The 23453-nt window shown below is 67.9% G+C and carries 15 protein-coding genes, 3 rRNA genes and 1 pseudogene; 8 read left to right on the plus strand and 11 right to left on the minus strand.

Annotation, left to right across the window (positions count from 1 at the left end):
- Nucleotides 1-52 precede the first annotated feature (52 nt).
- Nucleotides 53-1888 carry a VanW family protein gene (locus IGA62_RS11310; RefSeq protein WP_145821662.1) on the plus strand — a complete coding sequence of 612 codons (1836 nt, stop codon included), beginning with the start codon at nucleotides 53-55 and terminating at the stop codon, nucleotides 1886-1888.
- A 156-nt stretch (nucleotides 1889-2044) separates the two neighbouring features.
- Here the strand turns inward: IGA62_RS11310 and IGA62_RS11315 are convergent, their stop codons facing one another.
- From IGA62_RS11315 to IGA62_RS11335, 5 genes are all read right to left on the minus strand, one after another.
- The gene (locus IGA62_RS11315; RefSeq protein ID WP_377465836.1) at nucleotides 2045-2761 is read right to left on the minus strand and encodes an NADPH-dependent F420 reductase; all 717 of its coding nucleotides are present in this window, start codon (nucleotides 2759-2761) and stop codon (nucleotides 2045-2047) included.
- 44 nt (nucleotides 2762-2805) lie between these two features.
- Nucleotides 2806-2922, minus strand: a 5S ribosomal RNA gene (gene rrf, locus IGA62_RS11320).
- Between the two features lie 78 nt (nucleotides 2923-3000).
- Nucleotides 3001-6109: ribosomal RNA gene (locus tag IGA62_RS11325) — 23S ribosomal RNA — on the minus strand.
- A gap of 352 nt (nucleotides 6110-6461) precedes the next feature.
- Nucleotides 6462-7976, minus strand: a 16S ribosomal RNA gene (locus IGA62_RS11330).
- Together the 16S, 23S and 5S rRNA genes form the textbook arrangement of a ribosomal RNA operon.
- 644 nt (nucleotides 7977-8620) lie before the next feature.
- Nucleotides 8621-8902: an SCO4848 family membrane protein gene (locus tag IGA62_RS11335; protein WP_145815108.1), complete on the minus strand. Its 282-nt coding sequence runs from the start codon at nucleotides 8900-8902 to the stop codon at nucleotides 8621-8623.
- 366 nt (nucleotides 8903-9268) lie between these two features.
- On the opposite strand from IGA62_RS11335, the gene trpS reads away from it, so the two are divergent.
- From trpS to IGA62_RS11350, 3 genes are all read left to right on the plus strand, one after another.
- A complete protein-coding gene (trpS, locus tag IGA62_RS11340; protein ID WP_145815106.1) occupies nucleotides 9269-10348 on the plus strand; it encodes a tryptophan--tRNA ligase in 1080 nt (359 codons plus the stop codon).
- 67 nt (nucleotides 10349-10415) lie between these two features.
- Entirely contained in the window at nucleotides 10416-11573 is a 1158-nt protein-coding gene (locus IGA62_RS11345; protein WP_091453379.1) for a tRNA-ribosyltransferase family protein, read from the plus strand.
- Nucleotides 11574-11580: 7 nt separating this feature from the next.
- Nucleotides 11581-12387, plus strand: coding sequence for a class I SAM-dependent methyltransferase (locus tag IGA62_RS11350; RefSeq protein ID WP_145815105.1), 807 nt, complete (start codon nucleotides 11581-11583; stop codon nucleotides 12385-12387).
- Between the two features lie 15 nt (nucleotides 12388-12402).
- Here the strand turns inward: IGA62_RS11350 and IGA62_RS11355 are convergent, their stop codons facing one another.
- From IGA62_RS11355 to IGA62_RS11375, 6 genes and pseudogenes are all read right to left on the minus strand, one after another.
- Nucleotides 12403-13656, minus strand: coding sequence for an aminotransferase class III-fold pyridoxal phosphate-dependent enzyme (locus tag IGA62_RS11355; protein ID WP_145815104.1), 1254 nt, complete (start codon nucleotides 13654-13656; stop codon nucleotides 12403-12405).
- A gap of 14 nt (nucleotides 13657-13670) precedes the next feature.
- Nucleotides 13671-15110: a GMC oxidoreductase gene (locus IGA62_RS11360; RefSeq protein ID WP_232624959.1), complete on the minus strand. Its 1440-nt coding sequence runs from the start codon at nucleotides 15108-15110 to the stop codon at nucleotides 13671-13673.
- A gap of 24 nt (nucleotides 15111-15134) precedes the next feature.
- Nucleotides 15135-15212, minus strand: a pseudogene (locus tag IGA62_RS30905) (NAD(P)-binding protein); the annotation flags it as partial.
- Between the two features lie 172 nt (nucleotides 15213-15384).
- The gene (locus tag IGA62_RS11365) at nucleotides 15385-16197 is read right to left on the minus strand and encodes an SDR family NAD(P)-dependent oxidoreductase (protein WP_145815102.1); all 813 of its coding nucleotides are present in this window, start codon (nucleotides 16195-16197) and stop codon (nucleotides 15385-15387) included.
- Nucleotides 16194-17441, minus strand: coding sequence for a glycosyltransferase family 4 protein (locus tag IGA62_RS11370; RefSeq protein WP_186499683.1), 1248 nt, complete (start codon nucleotides 17439-17441; stop codon nucleotides 16194-16196). Before IGA62_RS11370 ends, IGA62_RS11365 begins: the two co-directional genes overlap by 4 nt.
- A 36-nt stretch (nucleotides 17442-17477) precedes the next feature.
- The gene (locus tag IGA62_RS11375; protein WP_145815100.1) at nucleotides 17478-18299 is read right to left on the minus strand and encodes an Rmt family 16S rRNA (guanine(1405)-N(7))-methyltransferase; all 822 of its coding nucleotides are present in this window, start codon (nucleotides 18297-18299) and stop codon (nucleotides 17478-17480) included.
- Nucleotides 18300-18592: 293 nt separating this feature from the next.
- Between IGA62_RS11375 and IGA62_RS11380 the strand changes: the two genes are divergently transcribed.
- The 4 genes from IGA62_RS11380 (at nucleotide 18593) to IGA62_RS11395 (ending at nucleotide 23453) form a co-directional block, all read left to right on the plus strand.
- Nucleotides 18593-19855 (plus strand): DegT/DnrJ/EryC1/StrS aminotransferase family protein, encoded by a 1263-nt coding sequence (locus IGA62_RS11380; RefSeq protein ID WP_232624960.1) that lies wholly within the window; start codon nucleotides 18593-18595, stop codon nucleotides 19853-19855.
- A gap of 134 nt (nucleotides 19856-19989) precedes the next feature.
- Nucleotides 19990-21174: a 2-deoxy-scyllo-inosose synthase gene (locus IGA62_RS11385; protein WP_145815098.1), complete on the plus strand. Its 1185-nt coding sequence runs from the start codon at nucleotides 19990-19992 to the stop codon at nucleotides 21172-21174.
- A complete protein-coding gene (locus tag IGA62_RS11390; RefSeq protein WP_145815097.1) occupies nucleotides 21167-22192 on the plus strand; it encodes a Gfo/Idh/MocA family protein in 1026 nt (341 codons plus the stop codon). The genes IGA62_RS11385 and IGA62_RS11390 overlap by 8 nt, the downstream gene beginning before the upstream one ends.
- A complete protein-coding gene (locus tag IGA62_RS11395; RefSeq protein WP_145815096.1) occupies nucleotides 22185-23453 on the plus strand; it encodes a glycosyltransferase family 4 protein in 1269 nt (422 codons plus the stop codon). Before IGA62_RS11390 ends, IGA62_RS11395 begins: the two co-directional genes overlap by 8 nt.

Here is a 23453-nt window from a genome sequence, read left to right on the forward strand (position 1 = left end):
GTTGTTCACCGGGGAGTTCCCCGCTCCCCCCGTGGTACGTCCGATCGAGGTTCTGCCTGTGACTCTGTACGGCGACAAGCTGCCTCCCGCCGACGACCGGCCGACCGTCCAGGTCACCGCGGTCACCTGGCCCGCCACCGAAGCCGAGCCGCCCCGGGCGGCCGCCGGGCCGGACTCCGCCGGTTCCGCACCGGACCCGGCGGCACCCCGGAGAGGACGCCGGCGTCGAGCCGTGCTCGCCGCCGGGGTGGCGACCGTGCTGCTCGCGGTCGGTGCCGGCGCGGGCGGTTACGCGTACGCCGGTGAGGTCCCGCGCGGGACCACGGTCCTCGGCACCGAGCTGGGCGGCAAGAGCCGGGCCGACGCGGCCCGGGCGCTCCGGGCCGAACTGGACCGCCGGGCCGTGACACTCGCCGCCCCGGTGCCGGTACGCATCGGCGACCGGACCACCGAGATCAAGCCGGCCGACGTCGGGCTGACGGTGGACGTGGACGCGACCGTCGAGGCGGCCGTCGGGGCCCAGGCCGCCCCGCTCAGCCGCCTCTTCGGCTCCCGTACGGTCGAGCCGGTGGTGACGGTCGACGCGGTCCGGTTGGAGACCACGCTGGAGACGGCGGTCGGCCCCCAGGGGCGCAAGATGACCATGCCGAAGATCACCTACAGCGGCACCACCCCGAAGAAGGTCCACCCGAAGCCCGCCCTCACCGTCGACGCGCAGAACTCCGCCGAGGCGCTGCGTGAGGGCTGGCTGAGCGGTGAGCCGGTGACCGTGCCGCTGGTCGAGAAGCACCCGGCGACCACCGCCGAGGAGGTCGACCGCCTGGTGACCGAGCTGGCCGCGCCCGCGGTCGCCGCACCGGTGACGCTGACCACCGAGAAGGGGTCGGTGACCATCCCGGCGAACGCGATCGCGCGGAGCCTGAGCTTCCCCGCCGACAAGGCCGGCAAGCTCACCCCGAAGCTCGACGTCAAGAAGCTCCGGACCGCCCTGGGCGACAAGCTGGCCGCCATCGAGGTGGAACCCAGGAACGCCGCGATGACGCTGACCGGCGGGAAGCCGACGGCCGTGCCGAGCCGTCCGGGCCAACGTCTCGACGACGCCGCCCTGAGCCGCGACCTGCTCGCCGTCCTGCCGAAGGCCGACGGGCGCACGATCAACGGCGTGCTCAAGCCGGTCGACGCCGACCTGACCACCGAGGAGGTCACGCAGCTCGGCATCAAGGAGAAGGTGTCCAGCTTCACCACCTACTTCACCGGTGGCCTCTCCTCGCCGCGCAGCAAGAACATCGTCCAGATCGCCAAGGACGTCGACGGGACGGTGGTGAAGCCGGGCGAGACCTTCTCCCTCAACGGCCACACCGGCGAGCGCAGCTACAAGCAGGGCTATCACGACGCGCCGGTCATCCTCGACGGAAAGCTCGTGCCCGGCGTCGGCGGCGGGACGTCCCAGTTCACCACCACCCTGTTCAACGCCATCTACTACGCCGGCCTGGAGGACGTGGAGCACAAGCCGCACTCGTACTGGTTCAGCCGGTACCCTGCGGTGATCGAGTCGACGATCTTCTACCCGGACCTCGACTTCAAGTTCCGCAACAACACCCCGCACGGGGTCATGATCGACACCTCGTACACCTCGGGGTCGGTGACCGTGGCGATCTGGGGCACCAAGATCTACGACAGCGTGAAGACCGAGTACAGCCCTCGGCGGAACATCACCAGGCCGAAGATCATCCGCCTGGAGCCCGGCCCCTCCTGCATCGCCACCAACGGCATCGACGGCTTCACCCAGGACGCCTACCGGATCTTCCGTAAGGACGGCAAGGTCGTGAAGCGGGAGAAGTTCACCTGGACCTACCAGGCCGAGCCGCGCTTCGTCTGCGGGCCGTAGCGCCCCCGGCGTCCACCGGGCGCCCGCACCAAGACGCCCCGCTGGCCAGATGGCCAGCGGGGCGCTTTCCTTTCCGGGTACGTCGCCACGTCGTTCCGCCCGCGTCTCGGCGCACCCGCGTCTCGGCGCCTCGGGCCCAGGTGCGACGGGTACGCCTCAGGGCCGCACTTCGGCCAGCCCCTGCCGTACGCCCTCGGCATCCCGGTCGGTGCCGTAGACGGGCGTGTCCGGCTGCTGCCGCCAGCTCTCGTCCAGGGTTCCGGCGTCCACCGGGTCGAACCCCAGCGCGTCGACGACCTCCATCACGATCCGCTTGGCCTCCGGGTCGTCCCCGGCGACCGGCAGGGCGATCCGGTCCGGGGTGCCGGCCGGGCGGCCCTTCTCCAACAGGTGCCGCGCCTGGATGTTGTTGAAGGCCTTGACCACCCGGGCGCCCGTGAGGCGGTCGGCCGTCCACCGGCTCGACGTGAGGCTCAGGTCCGCGATCTCCGGGACGTCCCCGTCCCGCTGGGGGTAGTAGTTGTTGGCGTCAACGACCACCCGGCCCTCGAACGCCGCGGCGGGCAGCTGCGGTACGGCCTTCAGCGGTACGGCCACCACCACGAGGTCCGCGCTCCGCGCCGCCTGTTCCACGGTGCCCGGCGTCGCCCCGGTCTCGGCGGCCAGGTCCCGCAGCGAATCGGGTCCACGGGAGTTCGCCACCGTCACGTCGTGGCCCAGCTCTTGCAGCCGTCGGGTCAGGGTGCCACCGATCTGGCCCGAGCCGATGATGCCGATCCTCATGAGCGCTCTCTCCTGCCTCCGCCAATCAGGCGGTCCGGGTCGGGACAGAGAGCAGGTACCCCGCAGGATCGGGCTGATTCCCCCGGAAATACAACGAGGGCCACCCCGGCAACGGGGTGGCCCTCGTGAAAGAAGTCCGGCGGTGTCCTACTCTCCCACACCCTCCCGAGTGCAGTACCATCGGCGCTGGAGGGCTTAGCTTCCGGGTTCGGAATGTAACCGGGCGTTTCCCCTCCGCCATGACCGCCGTAACACTATCGACATATCAAACAACCGGCCGGGTTGTTCGTTAGCCGTGAATCACACAGTGGACGCGAAGCAAAAAGTATGTAGTCAAGTCCTCGGCCTATTAGTACCGGTCAACTGAACCCGTTACCGGGCTTACATTTCCGGCCTATCAACCCAGTCGTCTAGCTGGGGGCCTTACCCATCCGAAGATGGTGGGATACCTCATCTTGAAGCGAGCTTCCCGCTTAGATGCTTTCAGCGGTTATCCCTTCCGAACGTAGCTAACCAGCCGTGCCCCTGGCGGGACAACTGGCACACCAGAGGTTCGTCCGTCCCGGTCCTCTCGTACTAGGGACAGCCCTTCTCAAGTATCCTACGCGCACGGCGGATAGGGACCGAACTGTCTCACGACGTTCTAAACCCAGCTCGCGTACCGCTTTAATGGGCGAACAGCCCAACCCTTGGGACCTGCTACAGCCCCAGGATGCGACGAGCCGACATCGAGGTGCCAAACCATCCCGTCGATATGGACTCTTGGGGAAGATCAGCCTGTTATCCCCGGGGTACCTTTTATCCGTTGAGCGACACCGCTTCCACTCGCAAGTGCCGGATCACTAGTCCCGACTTTCGTCCCTGCTCGACCTGTCAGTCTCACAGTCAAGCTCCCTTGTGTACTTGCACTCAACACCTGATTGCCAACCAGGCTGAGGGAACCTTTGGGCGCCTCCGTTACCTTTTAGGAGGCAACCGCCCCAGTTAAACTACCCACCAGACACTGTCCCTGAACCGGATAACGGTCCGAAGTTAGATACCCAAATCAACCAGAGTGGTATTTCAAGATTGCCTCCACCCGTACTGGCGTACGGACTTCACCGGCTCCCACCTATCCTACACAAGCTAATTCGGATACCAATGTCAAGCTATAGTAAAGGTCCCGGGGTCTTTCCGTCCTGCCGCGCGTAACGAGCATCTTTACTCGTACTGCAATTTCGCCGGGCCTGTGGTTGAGACAGTGGGGAAGTCGTTACGCCATTCGTGCAGGTCGGAACTTACCCGACAAGGAATTTCGCTACCTTAGGATGGTTATAGTTACCACCGCCGTTTACTGGCGCTTAAGTTCTCCGCTTCGCCCCGAAGAGCTAACAAGTCCCCTTAACGTTCCAGCACCGGGCAGGCGTCAGTCCATATACATCGAATTACTTCTTCGCATGGACCTGTGTTTTTAGTAAACAGTCGCTTCCCCCTGCTCTCTGCGGCCATACAACGCTCCACCCGCGCGGGGCTTCACGTCTCCGGCCCCCCTTCTCCCTAAGTTACGGGGGCAATTTGCCGAGTTCCTTAACCACAGTTCGCCCGATCGCCTCGGTATTCTCTACCTGACCACCTGTGTCGGTTTGGGGTACGGGCCGCTAAGAACTCGCTAGAGGCTTTTCTCGGCAGCATAGGATCACTGACTTCACCTGAATCGGCTCGGCATCACGTCTCAGCCCTGTGCACCACGGATTTGCCTATGGTACGGCCTACACGCTTACCCCGGCACAACCACCGGCCGGGCTCAGCTACCTTCCTGCGTCACCCCATCGCTTGACTACTACCCGCCAGGTTCCCACGCTCCCCAACATTGGTCCGAAGACCGCCGCCAGTTCGGGTGGTTAGCACAACGAGGTTCATCAGGGACGCTCTTTCGCGGGTACGGGAATATCAACCCGTTGTCCATCGACTACGCCTCTCGGCCTCGCCTTAGGTCCCGACTCACCCAGGGCGGATTAGCCTGGCCCTGGAACCCTTGGTCATCCGGCGGAAGGGTTTCTCACCCTTCTTTCGCTACTCATGCCTGCATTCTCACTCGTGCCGCGTCCACACCTCGATCACTCGGATGCTTCACCCCCGGCACGACGCTCCCCTACCCATCCACACACCTGCACCAGACATCAAGGCCTGGCGAAGTAAAATGTGAATGCCACAGCTTCGGCGGTGTGCTTGAGCCCCGCTACATTGTCGGCGCGGAACCACTTGACCAGTGAGCTATTACGCACTCTTTAAAGGGTGGCTGCTTCTAAGCCAACCTCCTGGTTGTCTATGCGACCCCACATCCTTTTCCACTTAGCACACGCTTAGGGGCCTTAGCTGGTGATCTGGGCTGTTTCCCTCTCGACTACGAAGCTTATCCCCCGCAGTCTCACTGCCGCGCTCTCACTTACCGGCATTCGGAGTTTGGCTGATTTCGGTAAGCTTGTGGGCCCCCTAGACCATCCAGTGCTCTACCTCCGGCAAGAAACACGCGACGCTGCACCTAAATGCATTTCGGGGAGAACCAGCTATCACGGAGTTTGATTGGCCTTTCACCCCTAACCACAGGTCATCCCCCAACTTTTCAACGTTGGTGGGTTCGGCCCTCCACGCGGTCTTACCCGCGCTTCAGCCTGCCCATGGCTAGATCACTCCGCTTCGGGTCTAGAGCATGCGACTAAAAACGCCCTATTCAGACTCGCTTTCGCTACGGCTCCCCCACACGGGTTAACCTCGCCACATGCCACTAACTCGCAGGCTCATTCTTCAAAAGGCACGCCGTCACCCCGCAAGGCTCCGACGGATTGTAGGCGAACGGTTTCAGGTACTATTTCACTCCCCTCCCGGGGTACTTTTCACCATTCCCTCACGGTACTTGTCCGCTATCGGTCACCAGGAAGTATTTAGGCTTACCAGGTGGTCCTGGCAGATTCACGGCAGATTTCAGGGGTCCGCCGCTACTCGGGAACACCCACAGAAGGTCAGCAACTTTCACCTACCGGACTCTCACCGCCTACGGTCAGCCTTTCCAGACTGTTCGGCTAGCCACTGACTTTATAACTCCTTGAACACGTGTCAGCATGTTCAGCAGGGTCCCACAACCCCGACCACGCAACCCCTGACAGGTATCACACGCAGCCGGTTTAGCCTCAATCCGCTTTCGCTCGCCACTACTCACGGAATCACTAAATTGTTTTCTCTTCCTACGGGTACTGAGATGTTTCACTTCCCCGCGTTCCCCCCATACACCCTATGTGTTCAGGTGCAGGTGACATCACATGACTGATGCCAGGTTTCCCCATTCGGACACCCTGGGATCACAGCTTGGTTGACAGCTCCCCCAGGCCTATCGCGGCCTCCCACGTCCTTCATCGGCTCCTGGTGCCAAGGCATCCACCGTTCGCCCTTGACAACTTGACCACAAAGATGCTCGCGTCCACTGTGCAATTCTCAACCAACGACCAACCCACAACCCACCACATCCCACACCTAAACCCACACGGATCCGGTTTGCGAGACCAGGTCATGCCTGGCAGTTACGCCTAGAAGAACCAACCACCACGGGTTGTTCCTTCAGGACCCAACAGGGTGCCATCCGCCCCTCCCCAGCCGCACCACAACCCCCGTTCCACCACCCCCGAAGAGATGCGTACTAGAAGATTCCGGCCGTTGCCAGGAAAAAACTCACCAGTGTCTCCGCCATCGAGCACCCCGACCCGACATTCGCAGGTCGCGGGCTCCTTACCACCCTTCGGTGGAAGGTGCTCCTTAGAAAGGAGGTGATCCAGCCGCACCTTCCGGTACGGCTACCTTGTTACGACTTCGTCCCAATCGCCAGCCCCACCTTCGACGGCTCCCTCCACAAGGGTTGGGCCACCGGCTTCGGGTGTTGCCGACTTTCGTGACGTGACGGGCGGTGTGTACAAGGCCCGGGAACGTATTCACCGCAGCGTTGCTGATCTGCGATTACTAGCGACTCCGACTTCACGGGGTCGAGTTGCAGACCCCGATCCGAACTGAGACCGGCTTTTTGGGATTCGCTCCACCTCACGGTATCGCAGCCCATTGTACCGGCCATTGTAGCATGCGTGAAGCCCTGGACATAAGGGGCATGATGACTTGACGTCATCCCCACCTTCCTCCGAGTTGACCCCGGCAGTCTTCGATGAGTCCCCGCCATAACGCGCTGGCAACATCGAACGAGGGTTGCGCTCGTTGCGGGACTTAACCCAACATCTCACGACACGAGCTGACGACAGCCATGCACCACCTGTGACCGCCCCCGAAGGACCCGACATCTCTGCCGGTTTTGCGGCCATGTCAAACCCAGGTAAGGTTCTTCGCGTTGCATCGAATTAATCCGCATGCTCCGCCGCTTGTGCGGGCCCCCGTCAATTCCTTTGAGTTTTAGCCTTGCGGCCGTACTCCCCAGGCGGGGCGCTTAATGCGTTAGCTGCGGCACAGAGAACCGGAGAGGCCCCCCACACCTAGCGCCCAACGTTTACAGCGTGGACTACCAGGGTATCTAATCCTGTTCGCTCCCCACGCTTTCGCTCCTCAGCGTCAGTATCGGCCCAGAGACCCGCCTTCGCCACCGGTGTTCCTCCTGATATCTGCGCATTTCACCGCTACACCAGGAATTCCAGTCTCCCCTACCGAACTCTAGCCTGCCCGTATCGACTGCAGGCCCGCAGTTGAGCTGCGGGTTTTCACAGTCGACGCGACAAGCCGCCTACGAGCTCTTTACGCCCAATAAATCCGGACAACGCTCGCGCCCTACGTCTTACCGCGGCTGCTGGCACGTAGTTGGCCGGCGCTTCTTCTGCAGGTACCGTCACTTACGCTTCGTCCCTGCTGAAAGAGGTTTACAACCCGAAGGCCGTCATCCCTCACGCGGCGTCGCTGCATCAGGCTTCCGCCCATTGTGCAATATTCCCCACTGCTGCCTCCCGTAGGAGTCTGGGCCGTGTCTCAGTCCCAGTGTGGCCGGTCGCCCTCTCAGGCCGGCTACCCGTCGTCGCCTTGGTAGGCCATCACCCCACCAACAAGCTGATAGGCCGCGAGCCCATCCCAGGCCGAAAAACTTTCCACCAACGATCATGCGATCGACGGTCCTATTCGGTATTAGCCCCGGTTTCCCGGGGTTATCCCAAAGCCTAGGGCAGGTTGCTCACGTGTTACTCACCCGTTCGCCGCTCGAGTACCCCGAAGGGCCTTTCCGCTCGACTTGCATGTGTTAAGCACGCCGCCAGCGTTCGTCCTGAGCCAGGATCAAACTCTCCAACAAAAACTTGTTGAACAATCGTCCCGGCAACAAAAGTGTTGCCAAAGGAATCCCAACCAACCAGACACACCGAAGCATGCCCAGCCAGTCCGGGGTATAAATCATAATTGGCACTGGCTTATCAAGCACCCTGTTGAGTTCTCAAAGAACAACCACACACCATCCGGAACCCTCACCAGGCGCCATCCGGGGCAATCCGTTCCCACTCCCGCCGCTCTCGCGCCGGGCACTTCTACTACGTTACCTCACCGTTTCCGCCGTGTCAAACCGTGTGTCCCGGTCTGTCGTGCTTGGTACGGTTTGGCTCCGCTGACCGCAGGCAGCGGAGAACCGCTGCGCTTTGATCATCGGATTCGGCAGGCCGGCCGCTGCGGTCTCCCGCTCGCTCGCCCGGTGCCCTGCCGGTCGTGAACCTTACCCGGCCGGTTCCGCCCCGCCAAATCGACCCCTCGGTCGACCGGTGGAGCACCACCCGGATCCCGATGCCGGAGGAGTGAACCCCTCCCGCCTCGTACCGCCCGGCTCGGACTCCCAGGTGCTTTGCCCTGTTTCGCCCGTTCCGCGCTGGCAGAGAGAAAGTTACGCGTCCGAGGGTTTGAACGTCAAATCGGGGGGGTAGCGGCCCGCGTCACATCGTCGATGTCTGGCTATACCGCCTGGTCGGAAGCGCTGACACCGCGGTTTCGGGCACGCCGCTGGGCGAGCAGGCCCCGGACACCCAGCGCACCGACCGTCGTACCGATGGTCAGGGACGCGGCGATGAGTAGCGCATGGATCCAGAGGAACCCGGTGCCGTCGCCCTCGCCGACCGTCCCGGTCGACCACGCCCGGGGGTCGTTCCAGATGGCCACCGCGAACCTCGGCCAGATCGCCCAGGTCCAGAAACCGACTCCGACGAGGAAGAACGACCATCCACGGGACAGCACCATGGCCGACGAGTATGCCAGCGCCGCAGCCACACCGGCCCTGATCACGCCGGCCCGGCCCCCGCCTCCCCGCGCACCGGGTTACCGTGGATCCGTGGTCCGGGCGAGCAGCTTCCCGCCGGTTGGCGTCGACGTGAGCGTCGACCTGCCGGGCGATGCCGTGCCGCACACGCCGGCGACCAGGTCCGGGGATGGGCGTGAACGCCTCCTGGACGTCCTCCGTGCCCGCGGGCTGCGGTTCCGCGACGGCGCGCGATGGCAATCGGCTCTCTGAGCCGACCCTGCTGAACACCGACCGGGGCGTTCCGCCCCGCGTCGACGCGCGCACACGCGAACCCTCCATCCGTACGACACGAGAGGCGTACCACCATGTCCGCTGCACGGATGCTCACCGGTGACCGCCCGACGGGGCGACTGCACCTCGGCCACTACGTGGGCAGCATCGCCAACCGGGTCCGGTTGCACCAGCGCTACGAGAGCTTCTTCATCATCGCCGACCTGCACATGCTCACCACCAGGAACACCCGCGAGGACATCTCCCGGGTGGCCGGCAACGCCCGGGAGATGGTGCTCGACATCCTCGCCGCCGGGGTCGAGCCGGACCGGGCCACGTTCTACCTCCAGTCCGCGGTCCCCGAGGTCGGGGACCTGAACACGCTCTTCCAGAACCTGGTGACGGTGCCGAGGTTGGAGCGGGTGCCGTCGCTGAAGGAGATGGCCCGGGACGCCGGCAAGGAGGAGATGCCGTACGGACTGCTCGGCTATCCCGTCCTCCAGGCGGCGGACATCCTCTGCGTCCGGGCCGGTGTCGTGCCGGTGGGCCGGGACAACGCCCCGCACGTCGAGGTGACCCGGGAGGTGGCCCGCCGGTTCAACCACCTCTACGGCGAGGTGCTCCCCGTGCCGGAGATGATCCACGCCGAGACGCCGGTGCTGGTCGGCACGGACGGCCGCGCCAAGATGAGCAAGAGTCTCGGCAACGCCATCGCACTCTCCGACGAACCGGCCGTGGTGCGGCGCAAGGTGCTGGGGATGTACACCGATCCGAAGCGGGTACGGGCCGACGTGCCGGGGACCGTGGAGGGGAACCCGGTCTTCGCCTACCACGACGTGTTCAACCCGGACCGGGCCGAGGTCGACGAGCTGAAGGAGCGCTACCGGGCCGGCCGGGTGGGTGACGTCGAGGTCAAGGAGCGGCTCGCGGTGGCGCTCAACCGGTTCCTCGACCCGATGCGGGAACGCCGGGCCCGCTTCGCGGCCGAGCGCGGGCTGGTCGACCAGCTGATCGCCGACGGCACCGAACGGACCCGTCAGGAGGTCCGGCAGACCCTCGCCGAGGTACGCCGGGCGATGGGGCTGACCGCCGCTTACCAGCAGATCCGCCGACGGGCCGAGCGGTCCCGGCGGAACGCCGACGCACCGGCCACCGCCGGCACGGGCGGCGCGTGAGGCCCGGCCCGTCGGGGCACGTATCCTGGAGAATCCGTCTGCCCGCTGCCGAGGAGCTGCGTACCTGATGACCTCCGCGGATTCTACCGCCCCGGCGGGCCCCTCCCTGGACACCGCGCACGGTTCGGTCGTCCTGCCCACCTTCCTGCCCGACGGGACCCGGGCCTCGGTCCGGGCGGTCGACACCCAGGACCTGACGACGGTGGGGATCCAGGCGGTGATGGTCAACGCGATGCACCTGGCGCAGCGTCCCGGGCTCCAGACCATCCGGCGGGCCGGCGGTCTGCACCGCTTCATGGCCTGGGACGGCGTGATCGTCTCGGACTCCGGCGGGTTCCAGGTCCTCTCCCTGATCCGTAAGCAGGGCAAGACGGGTGCGATCCGGTCCAACGGGGTGACCTTCCAGGAGTCACCGACCGCCAAGAAGATCGTGCTGACCCCGGAGAAGGTCATCGAATGGCAGTTCGGGCTCCGCTCGGACGTGGTGGTCGCCCTCGACGACTGCACCGGCCCGGAGGACTCCCCCGCCGAGCAGCTCGCCTCCACCGAGCGCACGATCCGCTGGTTCCGGCAGGCCCGGAAGGCGTACGACCTCCAGTGCCGACAGCGGCGGTCGGGCGAGCCGCCGCTGCTGGTCGGGGTGGTGCAGGGCGGCACCGACCCGGAGCTGCGGCAGCGTTGTGTGGACGCCCTGGTCGAGTCCGGGGCGCAGGGGTTCGGGTTCGGGGGTTGGCCACTGAGCGCCGAGGGTGAGCTGGAGCGGGAGATGTTCGCCCTGCTCTCCCGGATCACCCCGCCGGACGCGCCGCTGTTCGCCCTCGGGGTGGGCCGGCCCGAGCACCTGGTCTCCCTCTGCGAGCTGGACATGCGCTGGGTCTTCGACTGCACCATCCCGACCCGGGACGCGCGGCACGGCCGGCTCTACTCGTTCGTGCCGGAGATCGCCGACCGGCTGCTGACCCCGGACCGGAGCTTCTACCAGAACGTCTACATCCTGGACGAGGAGAACTCCCGCAAGGACGAGCCGATCTGCGCCACCTGCGACTGTCCGACCTGCCGGCGGTACAGCCGTAGTTACCTGCACCACCTCTTCCGGGTCAAGGACGGCCTGGCGGACCGGCTCGCCACCCTGCACAACCTGCGCTTCTACACCCGCCTGCTGGAGATGATCCGGGCCGGACGGATGGCCCGGCCCGGTCTCGGCGAGCCGGCCCGGGTGGGGTGAGCGAGCGGTGACGGTGTCGCCGGCCGTCGAGAAGGTGATCGTCCGGCTCACCTCGGCGGCCAAGTACCGGGACGTCCACCCGGAGACCATCGCCGACCTGGTCCGGCGGGAGGGGCGGGCCACCGGCGACGCCGCCGAGCTGGAACGGCTGGTCCGGGCCCGGCTGCACAAGGTCGCCGCCCTGCACCTGCTCACCGCCCGGCCGGCGGCGTTGCGCCGGGCGCTGGACCGGGCCGACCTCGACGACCCGCAGGCCCGGCGGGACTGGTGCCGGCAGGTGCTGGCCGGGCACTTCTCCACCGCCGAGCGTCTGCCCGACCTGGACGTCTTCTACCCGACCCTGTTCGGGCTGGTGCCGCCACCGGAGACGGTGGCCGACATCGCGTGCGCGCTGAACCCGTTCACCCTGCCCTGGCTGCGGGAGGTGAGCGACGCCCGCTACGTGGGCTACGACTTCAACGCGACGTTCGTGGCGCTGGGCAACGCGTTCCTGGCCCGGACCTACCCGGAGAGCGAGATCCGGCACGAGGAGGTGCTCACCGACGGTCACCAGGTGAGCGCGGACCTGGCGCTACTGCTCAAGACGTACCACTGCATGGAGGGACGCCGGCCCGGCGCGGGGCTGGCGCTGGTCGACCGGCTGGCGTGCCGGCACGTGGTGGTGTCGTTCCCCACCCGGGCCATGAACGGCCGGGCGGCGGTCTTCGTGCCACGCCACGTCGAGGAACTGGCCGAATTGGCCCGCGACCGGGGTTGGCGCTGGTCGCGGGCCACTCTGCCGTCGGAGGACCTGGTGGCGATCGACAAGGGGTGACCGCCGGGGGCCGCCTCAGTCCTCCCAGAGGCGCTCGACGATCGCGGTGGTCTCCTCCCGGGTGCGCGGCCGGTCGGCCAGACCGTCCATCGCGCCCCAGGCGCTGGCGTACCAGGACTCCTCGGTGAGTTCGCGGTCGGTGAAGCGGCCGGCGAGCGCGGCGCAGACCCGGTCGATCCGTCCGCACGCGTCCTCGACCACCTCGTCGGTGAACGCCGTCGAGGGGGTCTGGTTGTCGCCCTCGAAGAAGAGCAGCCCCTCGTCCGCCGAGGCGGCGTGGAAGGCGTCCTGCACCTCGTCGTCGGCGCAGACGAACTGGAAGAGGTTGCCGTTGCCGGCGAGGTCGATCGGGACGCCGGCACCGGCGAACGCCGCCCGGGTGTGGGCGATGAACCGGTCACCCGCGGCCCGGATGGCCTGCTGCGGCTGTCCGGTCGCCATCCGCCGCAGGGTGGTGGTCGCGGCGGCCAGCGCGGTCGGCTCGAAGTACGAGGTGAACGAGACGTCCTCCAGCGCGGCGAGCAGGTGGGCGTCCCCGCCCACCGCCGCGACCGGGGAGCCGTTGGCCAGGCACTTCGCCACGATCCAGACGGCCGGGTCGAGCAGGTGGGTGGAGAGCCCGGCCCGGTAGCGGAGGCCGACCTTGACCTCGTCGGCGATGACCGGGACGTCCGCCTCCTTCGTCAGCCGGGTGAACTCGGTGTACCAGCGCTCGCCGAGGTGCATGTGGTCCGGGGAGATGACCACCGCGGCCACCTGCTCCGGGCGGCTGAGCCACTCGGCGAGCACGTCGAGGTCGAAGAGGAACTCGACGACCCCGTGCTGGTTGGGGGCGAAGGGCTCGTCGCAGTGCCACATCGGGTCGTACCCGTGGTAGCCGGAGCTGAGGATGATCGACCGTTCCCGGGCGTCCCGGACGGCGCAGGTCACCGAGCGGAGGGCGGCGGTGCCGGTGCGGTAGAGACCGACCACGTCGCCGCCGCACACCTCCTGCAACTGGCCGAGCAGGGAGTCGAGCACCGGGCTCCAGGCGGTGCCCACCCCGGAGCGGCCCCGGGCGGCGCGGGCGATCGCCTCGGCGACCTCCTCGTCACCGTGGCCGAGGATGACCGAGCCACGGGCGTTGTCGAAGTCGATCCACCGCCGGCCGTCCGGGTCGGTCAGGTACGCGCCCGAGCCCTCGATGAAGACCCGGGGACGTCCGTCGGCGTCCCGGGGACAGGTGGGTTCCTGGGCCAGCAGCTTGCCGGCGCCGATGTCGATGGTCATGCACTCCGCTCGATTCACTCTGTTCCGACAGATGGGGAGGAGAGGTCGGGTTCGATACCGAACTCCCGGCGCAGCAGCTGGTGGGCCATCCGCAGGGCGAGGGACTGGATGGTGAGGGTGGGGTTGACGCCGCCCGGGTAGGGCATGACGCCGCCGTCGACCACCATCAGGTTCGTCAGGCCGTGCACCCGCCCGTCCGGGTCGGTGACCGAGGTCCGGGGGTTGGTGCCGGCGCGGCAGGTGCCGTGCAGGTGGGTGCTGCCCATCCAGAAGTACGACGATTCGCGCCAGGTCAGCTCACAGCCGGCGGCCCGCAGGATCTCCTCGGCCCGCCGCTGGAGGTACTCCAGGCGGGCCCGGTCCCGGGGGTGGGGCGAGTAGTCCATGACCACGTCCGGCAGGCCGAACCGGTCGACGCCCCGGCCGAGGGTCACCCGGTTGTCGGCCCGGGGCTGGTCGGGCACCAGGCACTCGAGCCGGATGATCTGCTCGTCGGGGCGCAGCCGGAGGGACTCCTCCGGTTGGGACTCGATGATCAGCCCACCGAGGCCGCCGGGCGCGTCGTCGGCGGTGTAGTAGTCGGTGATCGCGGCGGTGGAGAAGGGGCCGGGACCGGCGACCCGGTCCTCGCGCAAGGTCATCGGCACGTCGGTCCGCCGGTAGCCCTGGACGTACCCGCTCATCTTGAAGCACAGGCCCCGGCCGACCATGTCGTGGTCGTTGCCCAGGCCCTGGGGGCTCAGGTCGTCGGTGGAGCGCAGCAGCAGGGCGGCGCTCTGGATGGCGTTGCCGGCGACGATCACGTGGCGGGCCCGGATGACGTGCCGGTTGCCGTTGTCCACCCGGACGCACTCGACCCCGTCGACGCTGGTGGCGTCCCGGCGCAGCAGCCGTACGGCCTTCAGGCCGGCGAAGAGGCGCAGTCCGGCCTTGCGCGCCGGGTCGAGGAAGACGGTGACCGCGTCCCCCTTGGCTCCCCGGTCGCACCGGTTGGAGATGCACGGGCGCTTCCCGGCGCACGCCAGCCGCCCCTGGTAGGGCTCGGAGGCGATGGCCAGCGGGGTCGGGAAGGGATTCAGGCCGAGGGACCGGGCCGCGGCCGTGATCACCGCGCCCTCCGCGGTGGTCTCGACCGGTGGCATCGGGTACGCGGGGTCGCTCGGCAGGCTCGGGTCGTGCCCGCCACCGGCGATGCCGAGCGCCGACTCCACCAGCGCGTAGTAGGGGTCGATCTCCTCCACCGTCCACGGCCAGCGCAGCGGCAGGTCGGAGCGGCCCAGCCGGGCCTCGACGTCGAAGTCGACCGGGCGGTAGCGGAAGGCCGCGCCGCCGAAGAAGACGGTTCCGCCACCGACGTTGCAGGTGGACCAGGGGTTGCCGCTCTTCTCCCAGACGCCGCTGTCCTGACGGATCCAGGCGGTCTCGGCGATCGTCTCGACGTCGTCGTAGCTCACCCAGGGATCCACGAAGGGTCCCTGTTCGACGACCACGACGTCGAGACCGGCACGTTGCAGGGCCCACGCGGTGATCGCACCGGAGGCGCCGCTGCCGATCACACAGACGTCGGCGACACGGGCGGTGTCGTCGGCGGTCGGCTCCGGGCCGTACCGCAGCCGGGCCGTGACGTCCTCGTGACCGGTACTGAGGTCGGCGGAAACGCTGATGAGAACCTCCCGGGTTGGGTCTGCGTGCCGGCCGGCCGCTTGGGGTCCCGACGGGACCGACCGGTCACTGGGGTTGGCCGTGCGGGGGTGCGCCGACGGTCACGGGCTCGGCCCGCAGCGCGTCGGGGGGTTGCCGGACGGTGAGCACCTGGCCGGTGGTCCCGTGCCGGCGGGCGGCCGTGACGGCCCAGGCCACCAGCCGGGCGGCGGCCGAGGTGTCGTCGGGTGCCTCCGGGCCGCCCATGTCGGTGGGGATCCAGCCGGGGTCGACCGCGTTGACGACGACGTCCTGCTCGCGCAGGGCGACGGCCAGGTTGACGGTCATGATGTTCAGCGCGGCCTTGGACATCCGGTAGCCGGTGGCCTCCCCGTCTGCGGTGGTCGGGTCGGCGTCGTCCGCGGTCACGTTGACCACGGCGGCCCCGCCCGCCGCCCGCAGCAGGGGGAGCATGGCCCGGGTCACCAGCAGGGGGCCGACGGCGTTGACGGTGAGCAGCTCGTGGACGGCCTCGGCGGTCACGCTCTCCAGGTCGGCGTCGCGTTCGTCGAGGAAGACCCCGGCGTTGTTGACCAGACCGGCGAGGCGTCCGCCGGTGTGGTCGGCGACCAGGTCGGCCGCGGCCGCGATGCTCGCCGGAGAGGTCACGTCCAGGGGTACGTGGACGGCCCGGCCGCCCCGGCGACGCAGTGCCGTGGCTGCCGCCGCACCCCGCCGGTCGTCGCGGCACCCGAGCAGGACGGACCAGCCGTCGTCGACCAGGAGGGTCGCGGTGGCCAGGCCGAGGCCCCGGTTTCCACCGGTCACCAGGACGTGGCCCCCGGCCGGCGTGGTGTCCGGGCTGGCCGGGGCGGTGTCCATGCTCCGCTGCCCGGTCACTTCCCGCTCGCCGCCCCGGCCCCGGCGAGGGCGGCGCGGTAGCAGTCCAGCATCCGGTCCCGGGTGGCGGCGACGTCGAAGGTGCTGGCGGTGGTGGTCTGCGCGGCGTGGATCTGGGCGACCACCGCGTCCCGGTCGGCCAGCACACGCCGGACAACCTCGGCGAGTCCGCGTACGTCGCCGGGCTCGGTGAGCAGGTCGGGGCAGGCCGAGCCGATGGTGCTGCGCAGGCCTCCGACCGCGTAGGCGGCAACCGGGGTGCCCGCCATGATCGCTTCGATCGCGCTGCCGCCGAGTTCCTCGTGGATCGAGGGCATCACCAGGGTGTCCACCAGGGCGAGCGCGGCCGGCACCTGGTCGTGCGGCAGGAACCCGGTGACCACGAACTGGTGCGCGCGGCCGGCCTCGGCGATCTCCTTCTCCATCCGTTCCCGCTGCGGGCCGTCCCCGACGACGAGGAAGGTCGGGGAGAGGTCGTCCAGGAGTTCGGCCAGTCGGAGCAGGTCCGGCCAGCCCTTCTCGTGGGCGACCCGGCCGATGTACCCGATCAGGGGGCGGCGGCCGGTCAGGCCGTACCGCTGGGCGAACGCCGTCGCCTCGGCCTCCGTCGCCGGGGTGATGTCGACCGCGTCCGGGTTGACCACGATGGCCGACCGGTCCAGGCCGGTCGCGGCGCTCACCACGTCGGCGGTCCGCGCGGTCAGGGTGGTGACCCGGGCCGCGGAGCGCAGCGCCTGCCGTTCCGCCTGCGTGACGAGGCGGTGTGCCATGGCGTCCACCGCCGACATCGGCTGGTAGACGGAGAGCCGGGAACAGTGCAGGGTGAGCACGTACGGCACGCCCAGGATCCGGGCGGCGATCCGACCCGCGACCAGCGGCCAGATCTGACCGTCGGCGTGCACGTGGACGAGGTCGGGCCGCCAGTCGCCGCGACGCAGCCGGAGACATTCCCGGATGGTTCCGATCAGCCACGCCTGACCCAACCCGACCAGGCCGGTGATCTCGGAGCGGATCTGGGGCAGGGACATCCGGGCGATGCGGACGGTCAACCCCGGCTCGATCTGCTTCGTCGGCGGCAGCCCGGGAAAGCCCAGGGTCAGCACGAGCTGGTCGACGCCCGCCCTGGCCAGGCTGCGGGACAACGCCAGGATCTGCACCTGCATACCGCCCACCGGATCGAACTCGGCCGGCCAGTGGTCGACGTAGTCGTGGTGGAAAAAGGGAGTCAACCGAAGTACACGCACGACGCCATCCGATTCTCCCGAAAGAGTGGCGAAAAGCTATTTCTGAATAACGTAAATCAGCTCGTTGCCGATCTCCAGTCGCTGAATGCGGCACGATCGTTCGCTGGCCTGGGACTCAAAACTCTGTGAATAGTTCTGAAACATCCCCTTCGATCGCTGACCGAGAGACTTGGTCGGGAAGGTTACCACGATAATCGGCGAGTTGACAATGTCAATCACTTCCCAGCCGGAGCCTCGTTGCTGAGTCTCCAGACAGGGGAGCGTCTTCAGCAATAGCGTGACGTCGGCAGGCTCGTCAAGGCGGGCCTCGAGGAGGTCGACCACGCTCGTACGGTGGGCCACCCCCAACCTCGTCAGGGCGGCGCCCACGAAGTCCATCAGACGGGCGTCGATGTCGGAGGCGACGTAGACGGTCTCGTCGGACAGGCCCATCCAGGGCGCGGCCAGCGGGTTGAGGCCACACGCCAGGTCACGCAGCGTGTTCGGCCGGGGTACGTGGCGGAAGATCTCCCGGTAGAACTCGTCGAGGTGCGGCAGCCGCTCCCGGGTGGACATGTGCACCGACATCGCACGAGACAGGGCCGAACGGACCGCTTCGTCCCCGGCCTCGACTGCGGTGTCGAGCTGCCGCAGCAACGCTGTGTAGTTAGGCGCGCTGGGCGGCAGGAAGGCGCCGTAGATCTCGTGCAGCCCCCGCTTCGTGCGCTTCACCGCGTCCGGCACGTCGCCCCGCGAGGCGACCAGGGCGGCGCGGGCCAGGCGACGCACGGTGGCCGGGGCCACCGACTGGTAGCGCCTGCTCTTGGTGATGGCCTGCTGGATCTGGTCGATACGGTCGTCGCCCGTAGATGTCGTCATCGAGTCCTCCGAAAGATCCTGAACCGGCAGCGAAGCGGAAAAATTCCCCCACCGACACATCGGTTCGCATACCAAGCGTTATTGCTCGTCTACTGAAAGTTGTTGCCGGAGTATTACGGGGCAAACGCGGGAGCGCCCCCGCCCGACACCGGCCAGCGTCCATATTGGTCGCCGTGTCCCGCAAGCCCGGCTTGGCCGGTTTTTGCACGTCGACACTGGTGATTGTGTCTGGCACACTTGGCCGAGCCCGCGATCTACCGGTTGCCGCAGTCTGGCCTGGGAAGGACGTGAAAGTGACCCTTCTTGCCGTCAATGGTGGTTCCCCGATACGTTCGCAGCAGTGGCCGTTGTGGCCCGCTCCTGCGCCCGGCGCCCTCGACGCACTGAATGAGGTTCTCCATTCCGGTCGCTGGGCCATCAGCGGGCCATACCAGGGGAAGCAGAGCTTCGAGCGACGATTCGCGGCGGCATTCGCCGAGTTCCACGGGATCGGGCACTGCGTGCCGACCTCCAGCGGGACGGCCAGCCTCATGGTCGCGCTCGAGGCGTGCGGGGTCGGTGCCGGTGACGAGGTTATCATCCCGGGCCTGACCTGGGTCGCCAACGCATCCACCGTCGCCGGGGTCAACGCGGTCCCCGTCCCGGTCGACGTGGACCCGCAGACCCTCTGCCTCGACCCGGCGGCCGTCGAGCGGGCGATCACTTCGCGGACCGCAGCCATCGTCGTGGTCCACCTCTACTCCGCCGTGGCGGACCTGGACGCGTTGACCGCGATCGCCGAGCGGCACGGCATCCCGCTGATCGAGGACTGCGCGCAGGCGCACGGCGCGCGCTACCGCGACCGCCGGGTGGGCACCTTCGGCGCCTTCGGCACCTTCAGCATGCAGCACAGCAAGGTGCTCACCAGCGGCGAGGGCGGTGCCGTCATCACCGGGGACCCCGCACTCTCCCGCCGGGCCGAGCACCTGCGGGCGGACGGCCGCACCTACACGCCGGACGAGCCCGCCGTCGGGGAGATGGAGCTGGCCCAGACCGCGGAGCTGATGGGCAGCAACCGGTGCCTGTCGGAGTTCCAGGCGGCGCTCCTGCTCGGCCAGCTCGAACTGCTCGACGAGCAGAACGAGCGGCGGCGGGCCAACGCGGCCCTGCTCGACGAGGGTCTCGGCGCGCTCGGCATCCAGCCCCAGGTCTCCTCGCCCGGCACCACCGAGCGCACCTACTACGAGTGGGCCGGTCGGATCTCCGACGACGGGATCGGGCAGATCGGCGTCGAGCGGATCGCCCCGGCGGTCGCCGCCGAGCTGTCCGGCGCGGCCATCTACGCCAGCTACCCCCCGATGAACCACAACCGGCTCTACCGGCCCGCCACCCGGTCGCGGTTCGAGGGCGTCCCGGGACTCGACCTGACCGGCTACTCCCTGCCGGTCGCCGAGGACGCCGGCCAACGGGTGGTCACGATCCACCACTCGGCGCTGCTGGGCGACGAGTCGGACATGAAGGACATCGTTCGCGCCTTCGAGAAGGTGTTCGCGAATCACCGAGAACTACGCGGCTGACCACCAGGGCCGGACGGGGAGGCTCCCCATCGACCCCGGCCCCGGTAGCTGCGATCGGGAGCCCCGACCCCGGGGCTCCCGTTGGGAAGGGCCCCATCCAAGGGTTGTTTGGACCCGTGACGAAGGGTAAGCGTATGGAGGTCGAGATACGCCTGGGCGCGGTTCGGTATCCGTTCCGGCTCGGCACCGACTGTCTCGGTGCCATCGTGGAGGACCTGGTCGCGATGTCGGCCAGTCGACTCCTGATCGTCTGCGACAGCAACACCGGTCCACTGTTCGGCGCGGAACTGGTCGAACGTCTCTCCCCACGGGTTCCGGCGAACCTGCTCATCCACCGTGCCGGTGAGCCGTACAAGGATCTCCAGGCCGTCAGCACGCTGGCCGAGTCGGCGCTCCAGCTCGGCGCGGACCGCGCCTCGGTGGTGGTCGCCGTCGGTGGCGGCGTGATCGGCAACATCGCGGGGTTGATGGCCGCACTGCTCTTCCGCGGGATCCGCCTCGTCCATGTCCCGACGTCGCTCATCGCGATGTCCGACTCGGTCCTCTCCCTCAAGCAGGCGGTCAACGCCAGTGTGGGCAAGAACCTGGTCGGTACGTTCTACGCGCCGGAGTCCGTCCTGGCCGACACCGCCATGCTGCGGAGCCTGCCGTTCCGGGAGACGGTCTCCGGTCTCTGCGAGGTCGTCAAGAACTCGCTGGCCATCCGGCCCAGCATGGTCGAGATGCTCCGGACGTCGCTGCGGCAGGACGGCTGCTACGACGACGAGGCCATGTACCAGATCATCTCGGAGAGCATCCTGGCGAAGGCCTCGGTGACCGAGGACGACATGCACGAGTGCCGCGCCGGCCTCGTGCTGGAGTACGGCCACACGGTCGGGCACGCCATCGAGTACACCGCCTCCGGTGGGCTCTCCCACGGCCAGGCGATCGGCCTCGGCATGGTGGTGGCCGCCGAGGTGTCCCGCCGGCTGGGTCACCTCGACGACCGGGCCGTCGCACTGCACCGGGAGCTGCTGACCCGGGCGGGCGCGATGGTGACCATCCCCGAGGAGGTCGACCTCGACGAGGTGATGCACCGGCTGCGGTTCGACAACAAGCGCGGCTATCTCAGCGACCCGGCCGAGAGCAGCGCGATGGTCCTCCTCGGTGGACTGGGCCAGCCACTGTGGCACGACGGCCGTCCGCTGGTCTCCGTCCCGATGGCCCTGGTCGGCGAGGTCATCAACGAGATCGCCTGCCCGGAGATGCCGAACTTCGAGCTGGTGGCGCCGGCGCAGGACGAGCGGGTGCCGGACACGGTGGGTGCTGCTGATGGTTGAGCGTCTGGGTGTCGCCGTCGTCGGGGGCGGGTTCATGGGTGGCGTGCACGCCGAGGTCCTCACCGCCGATCCCCGGGTGGATCTGCGCTGGGTCGTGGACCGCGACGAGCGCGTCGCTACGGAACTCGCCACCCGCTTCGGCGCACGTGCCACCGCGACCCTCGACGAGGCGCTGGCTGACGACGCGGTCCGCCTCGTGGTGGTTGCCACCCCGGCCGCCACCCACGAACCGATCGCGGCACAGGTGATCGCCGCAGGCCGGCACGTCCTGGTGGAGAAGCCGCTCGTGCTCTCCACCGGGCACGCCCGGCAGTTGGCCGCCGCAGCCCGCGAACGGGGGGTGACGCTCGCGCACGGGGGCAACTTCGTCTACGCGCCGAAGTTCGTCCGGGCCCGCGAACTGGCTGCGGACCGGGACGCGCTGGGCACCGTCCATTCGGTCCGGGTAGCGTTCCGGACGTCCGGCCCGGACACCGACTGGTTCCGGTCGAAGGCGACCGCCGGTGGCGGTGCCCTCACCGACCTCGGTTGGCACGCGGTGGAGCTGTGCCGCTGGATGCTCGGCAAGCCGGCCATCCGGTCCGTCACCGCCTGCACCCGTCAGCTCAGCGCCGCCGGGGACGTCGAGGACCAGGGTGTCGTCCTGATCGAGTTCGCCGACGGCGCGATCGGTCAGTGCGACGTCTCCTGGGTCTGCCCCGGTGGCGAGCAGCTCACGGTCGAGGTGATCGGCACGGAGGGTCTGGTCACCGCCGACCTCTGGCAGGGCATGGGCGTCGAGGTGTACACCAACACCAAGTTCGGCGCGGTGTGGGAACCCAACCAGGGGTGGCTGCGTCCCGAGTGGGAGTGGATCCGCAACAGCGGATACGTGCACCAGGACCGTCAGGTCGTGGACGCGGTGCTCGAGGGCCGGCCGATGGAGCACACCCCGGACGACGCGGTCGCGATCGTCGAGGCGCTCGAGGCGGCCTACCGCAGCGCGGCGGACGGACGGAAAGTGGAGACGAATGCCTGACAACCGTGCCCCCCGGGGCGTCCTCTCGATGACACCGTTCTTCCTCTACGCCGACCACCAGAAGCTGTGGAAGCCGCGGTTCGACCCGATGGGCGGCATGCACGTGTTGGGCCACGCGATCGTGACGGAGATGGGCCGGCGGGGCTTCCCGCAACGGGTCCTCACCATGGCCCCACCCGGCGTCCCGAAGGACCTCCAGATCGCGCCGAACGTCACCGTGCACGCCCGGCGCCTGCCGGTGCTGCCGATCCCGTCCAAGCTGGAGGGATACTTCGGCCTGGTCGGGGCCTGGGCGAAGGCCAGCCTGCTCTACGTGATGCGTAACAGGGAGCAGCTCAAGCGGGAGATCGGGATCGTGCACGCGCACTGCGACGGTTCCGGCTCGGCGCCGGCGTACGCGTACGCCGCGGCGCAGGTCCTCGACGTGCCGATCGTGTCGCACATCTACTCCTGCCGGTCACTCACCCAGCACCCGACCACGGTGTTCGAGCGGGTGGCCGACCCGGTGGCCAAGTCGGCGGAGAAGTACGTCATCCAGCACTCCGGTGCGGTGCTGACCCTCAGCGACAAGGTCCGCGAACGCATCCGGGACGAGCTGCACGTGCCGGACGACCGGGTGCACCGGTTGGCACACCTGGTCACCGACAACTTCGTCGGGCACGACACGCCGGAGCGCCGGGAGGAACTGCGGCAGCGGTTCGGGCTGACCGACGACAAGCCGACCGTCCTCTACGTGGGCCGGATCTCCTCGGAGAAGGGCGTCGACTGGTTCGTCAAGGCCGCCGCCGAGGTTGCCAAGCGGCGGGACTGCCGGTTCCTGATCGCCGGTGACGGACCGCAGCGCGGTGACATCGAGGCGCTGGCGCGGCAGCTCGGCGTCGCCGACAAGCTCGTCATCACCGGCTTCCTGCTCCCCGAGTACATCCCGTCGATCATTTCGCTCTCGACGCTCGCCGTCCTGCCCTCGCAGTACGAGGAGCTGGGCGTCGTCGTGCTCGAGTACATGATGATGAAGCGCCCGGTCGTGGCGCACGATGTCAGCGGCGTACACAAGCTGGTCGAGCACATGAAGACCGGCGTGCTGGTGCCGCCCTTCGACCCTCCGAAGCTCGCCGACGCCATCGAGATGGTTCTCGACGATCCGGACCTGGCCCGTCGCCTGGCGGACGCCGCCGAGCCGATTCCCCAGCGGGAGTACTCGCTGGCCTCGGCCGGTGAACGTCTGGAGGCGATCTACCTATCCCTCATGGAGGAGTCCTGA

The organism is Micromonospora sagamiensis (genome assembly GCF_014680085.1).
Taxonomy (GTDB): Bacteria; Actinomycetota; Actinomycetes; order Mycobacteriales; family Micromonosporaceae; genus Micromonospora; species Micromonospora inyonensis.

What these genes read in the sequence shown, in the direction of transcription:
- IGA62_RS11335 (WP_145815108.1), bottom strand. Translation starts at nt 8,902, where the DNA reads ATGGTGCTGTCCCGTGGATGGTCGTTCTTCCTCGTCGGAGTCGGTTTC.
- trpS (WP_145815106.1), top strand. Translation starts at nt 9,269, where the DNA reads ATGTCCGCTGCACGGATGCTCACCGGTGACCGCCCGACGGGGCGACTG.
- IGA62_RS11345 (WP_091453379.1), top strand. Translation starts at nt 10,416, where the DNA reads ATGACCTCCGCGGATTCTACCGCCCCGGCGGGCCCCTCCCTGGACACC.
- IGA62_RS11355 (WP_145815104.1), bottom strand. Translation starts at nt 13,656, where the DNA reads ATGACCATCGACATCGGCGCCGGCAAGCTGCTGGCCCAGGAACCCACC.
- IGA62_RS11375 (WP_145815100.1), bottom strand. Translation starts at nt 18,299, where the DNA reads ATGACGACATCTACGGGCGACGACCGTATCGACCAGATCCAGCAGGCC.
- IGA62_RS11385 (WP_145815098.1), top strand. Translation starts at nt 19,990, where the DNA reads ATGGAGGTCGAGATACGCCTGGGCGCGGTTCGGTATCCGTTCCGGCTC.
- IGA62_RS11390 (WP_145815097.1), top strand. Translation starts at nt 21,167, where the DNA reads ATGGTTGAGCGTCTGGGTGTCGCCGTCGTCGGGGGCGGGTTCATGGGT.
- IGA62_RS11395 (WP_145815096.1), top strand. Translation starts at nt 22,185, where the DNA reads ATGCCTGACAACCGTGCCCCCCGGGGCGTCCTCTCGATGACACCGTTC.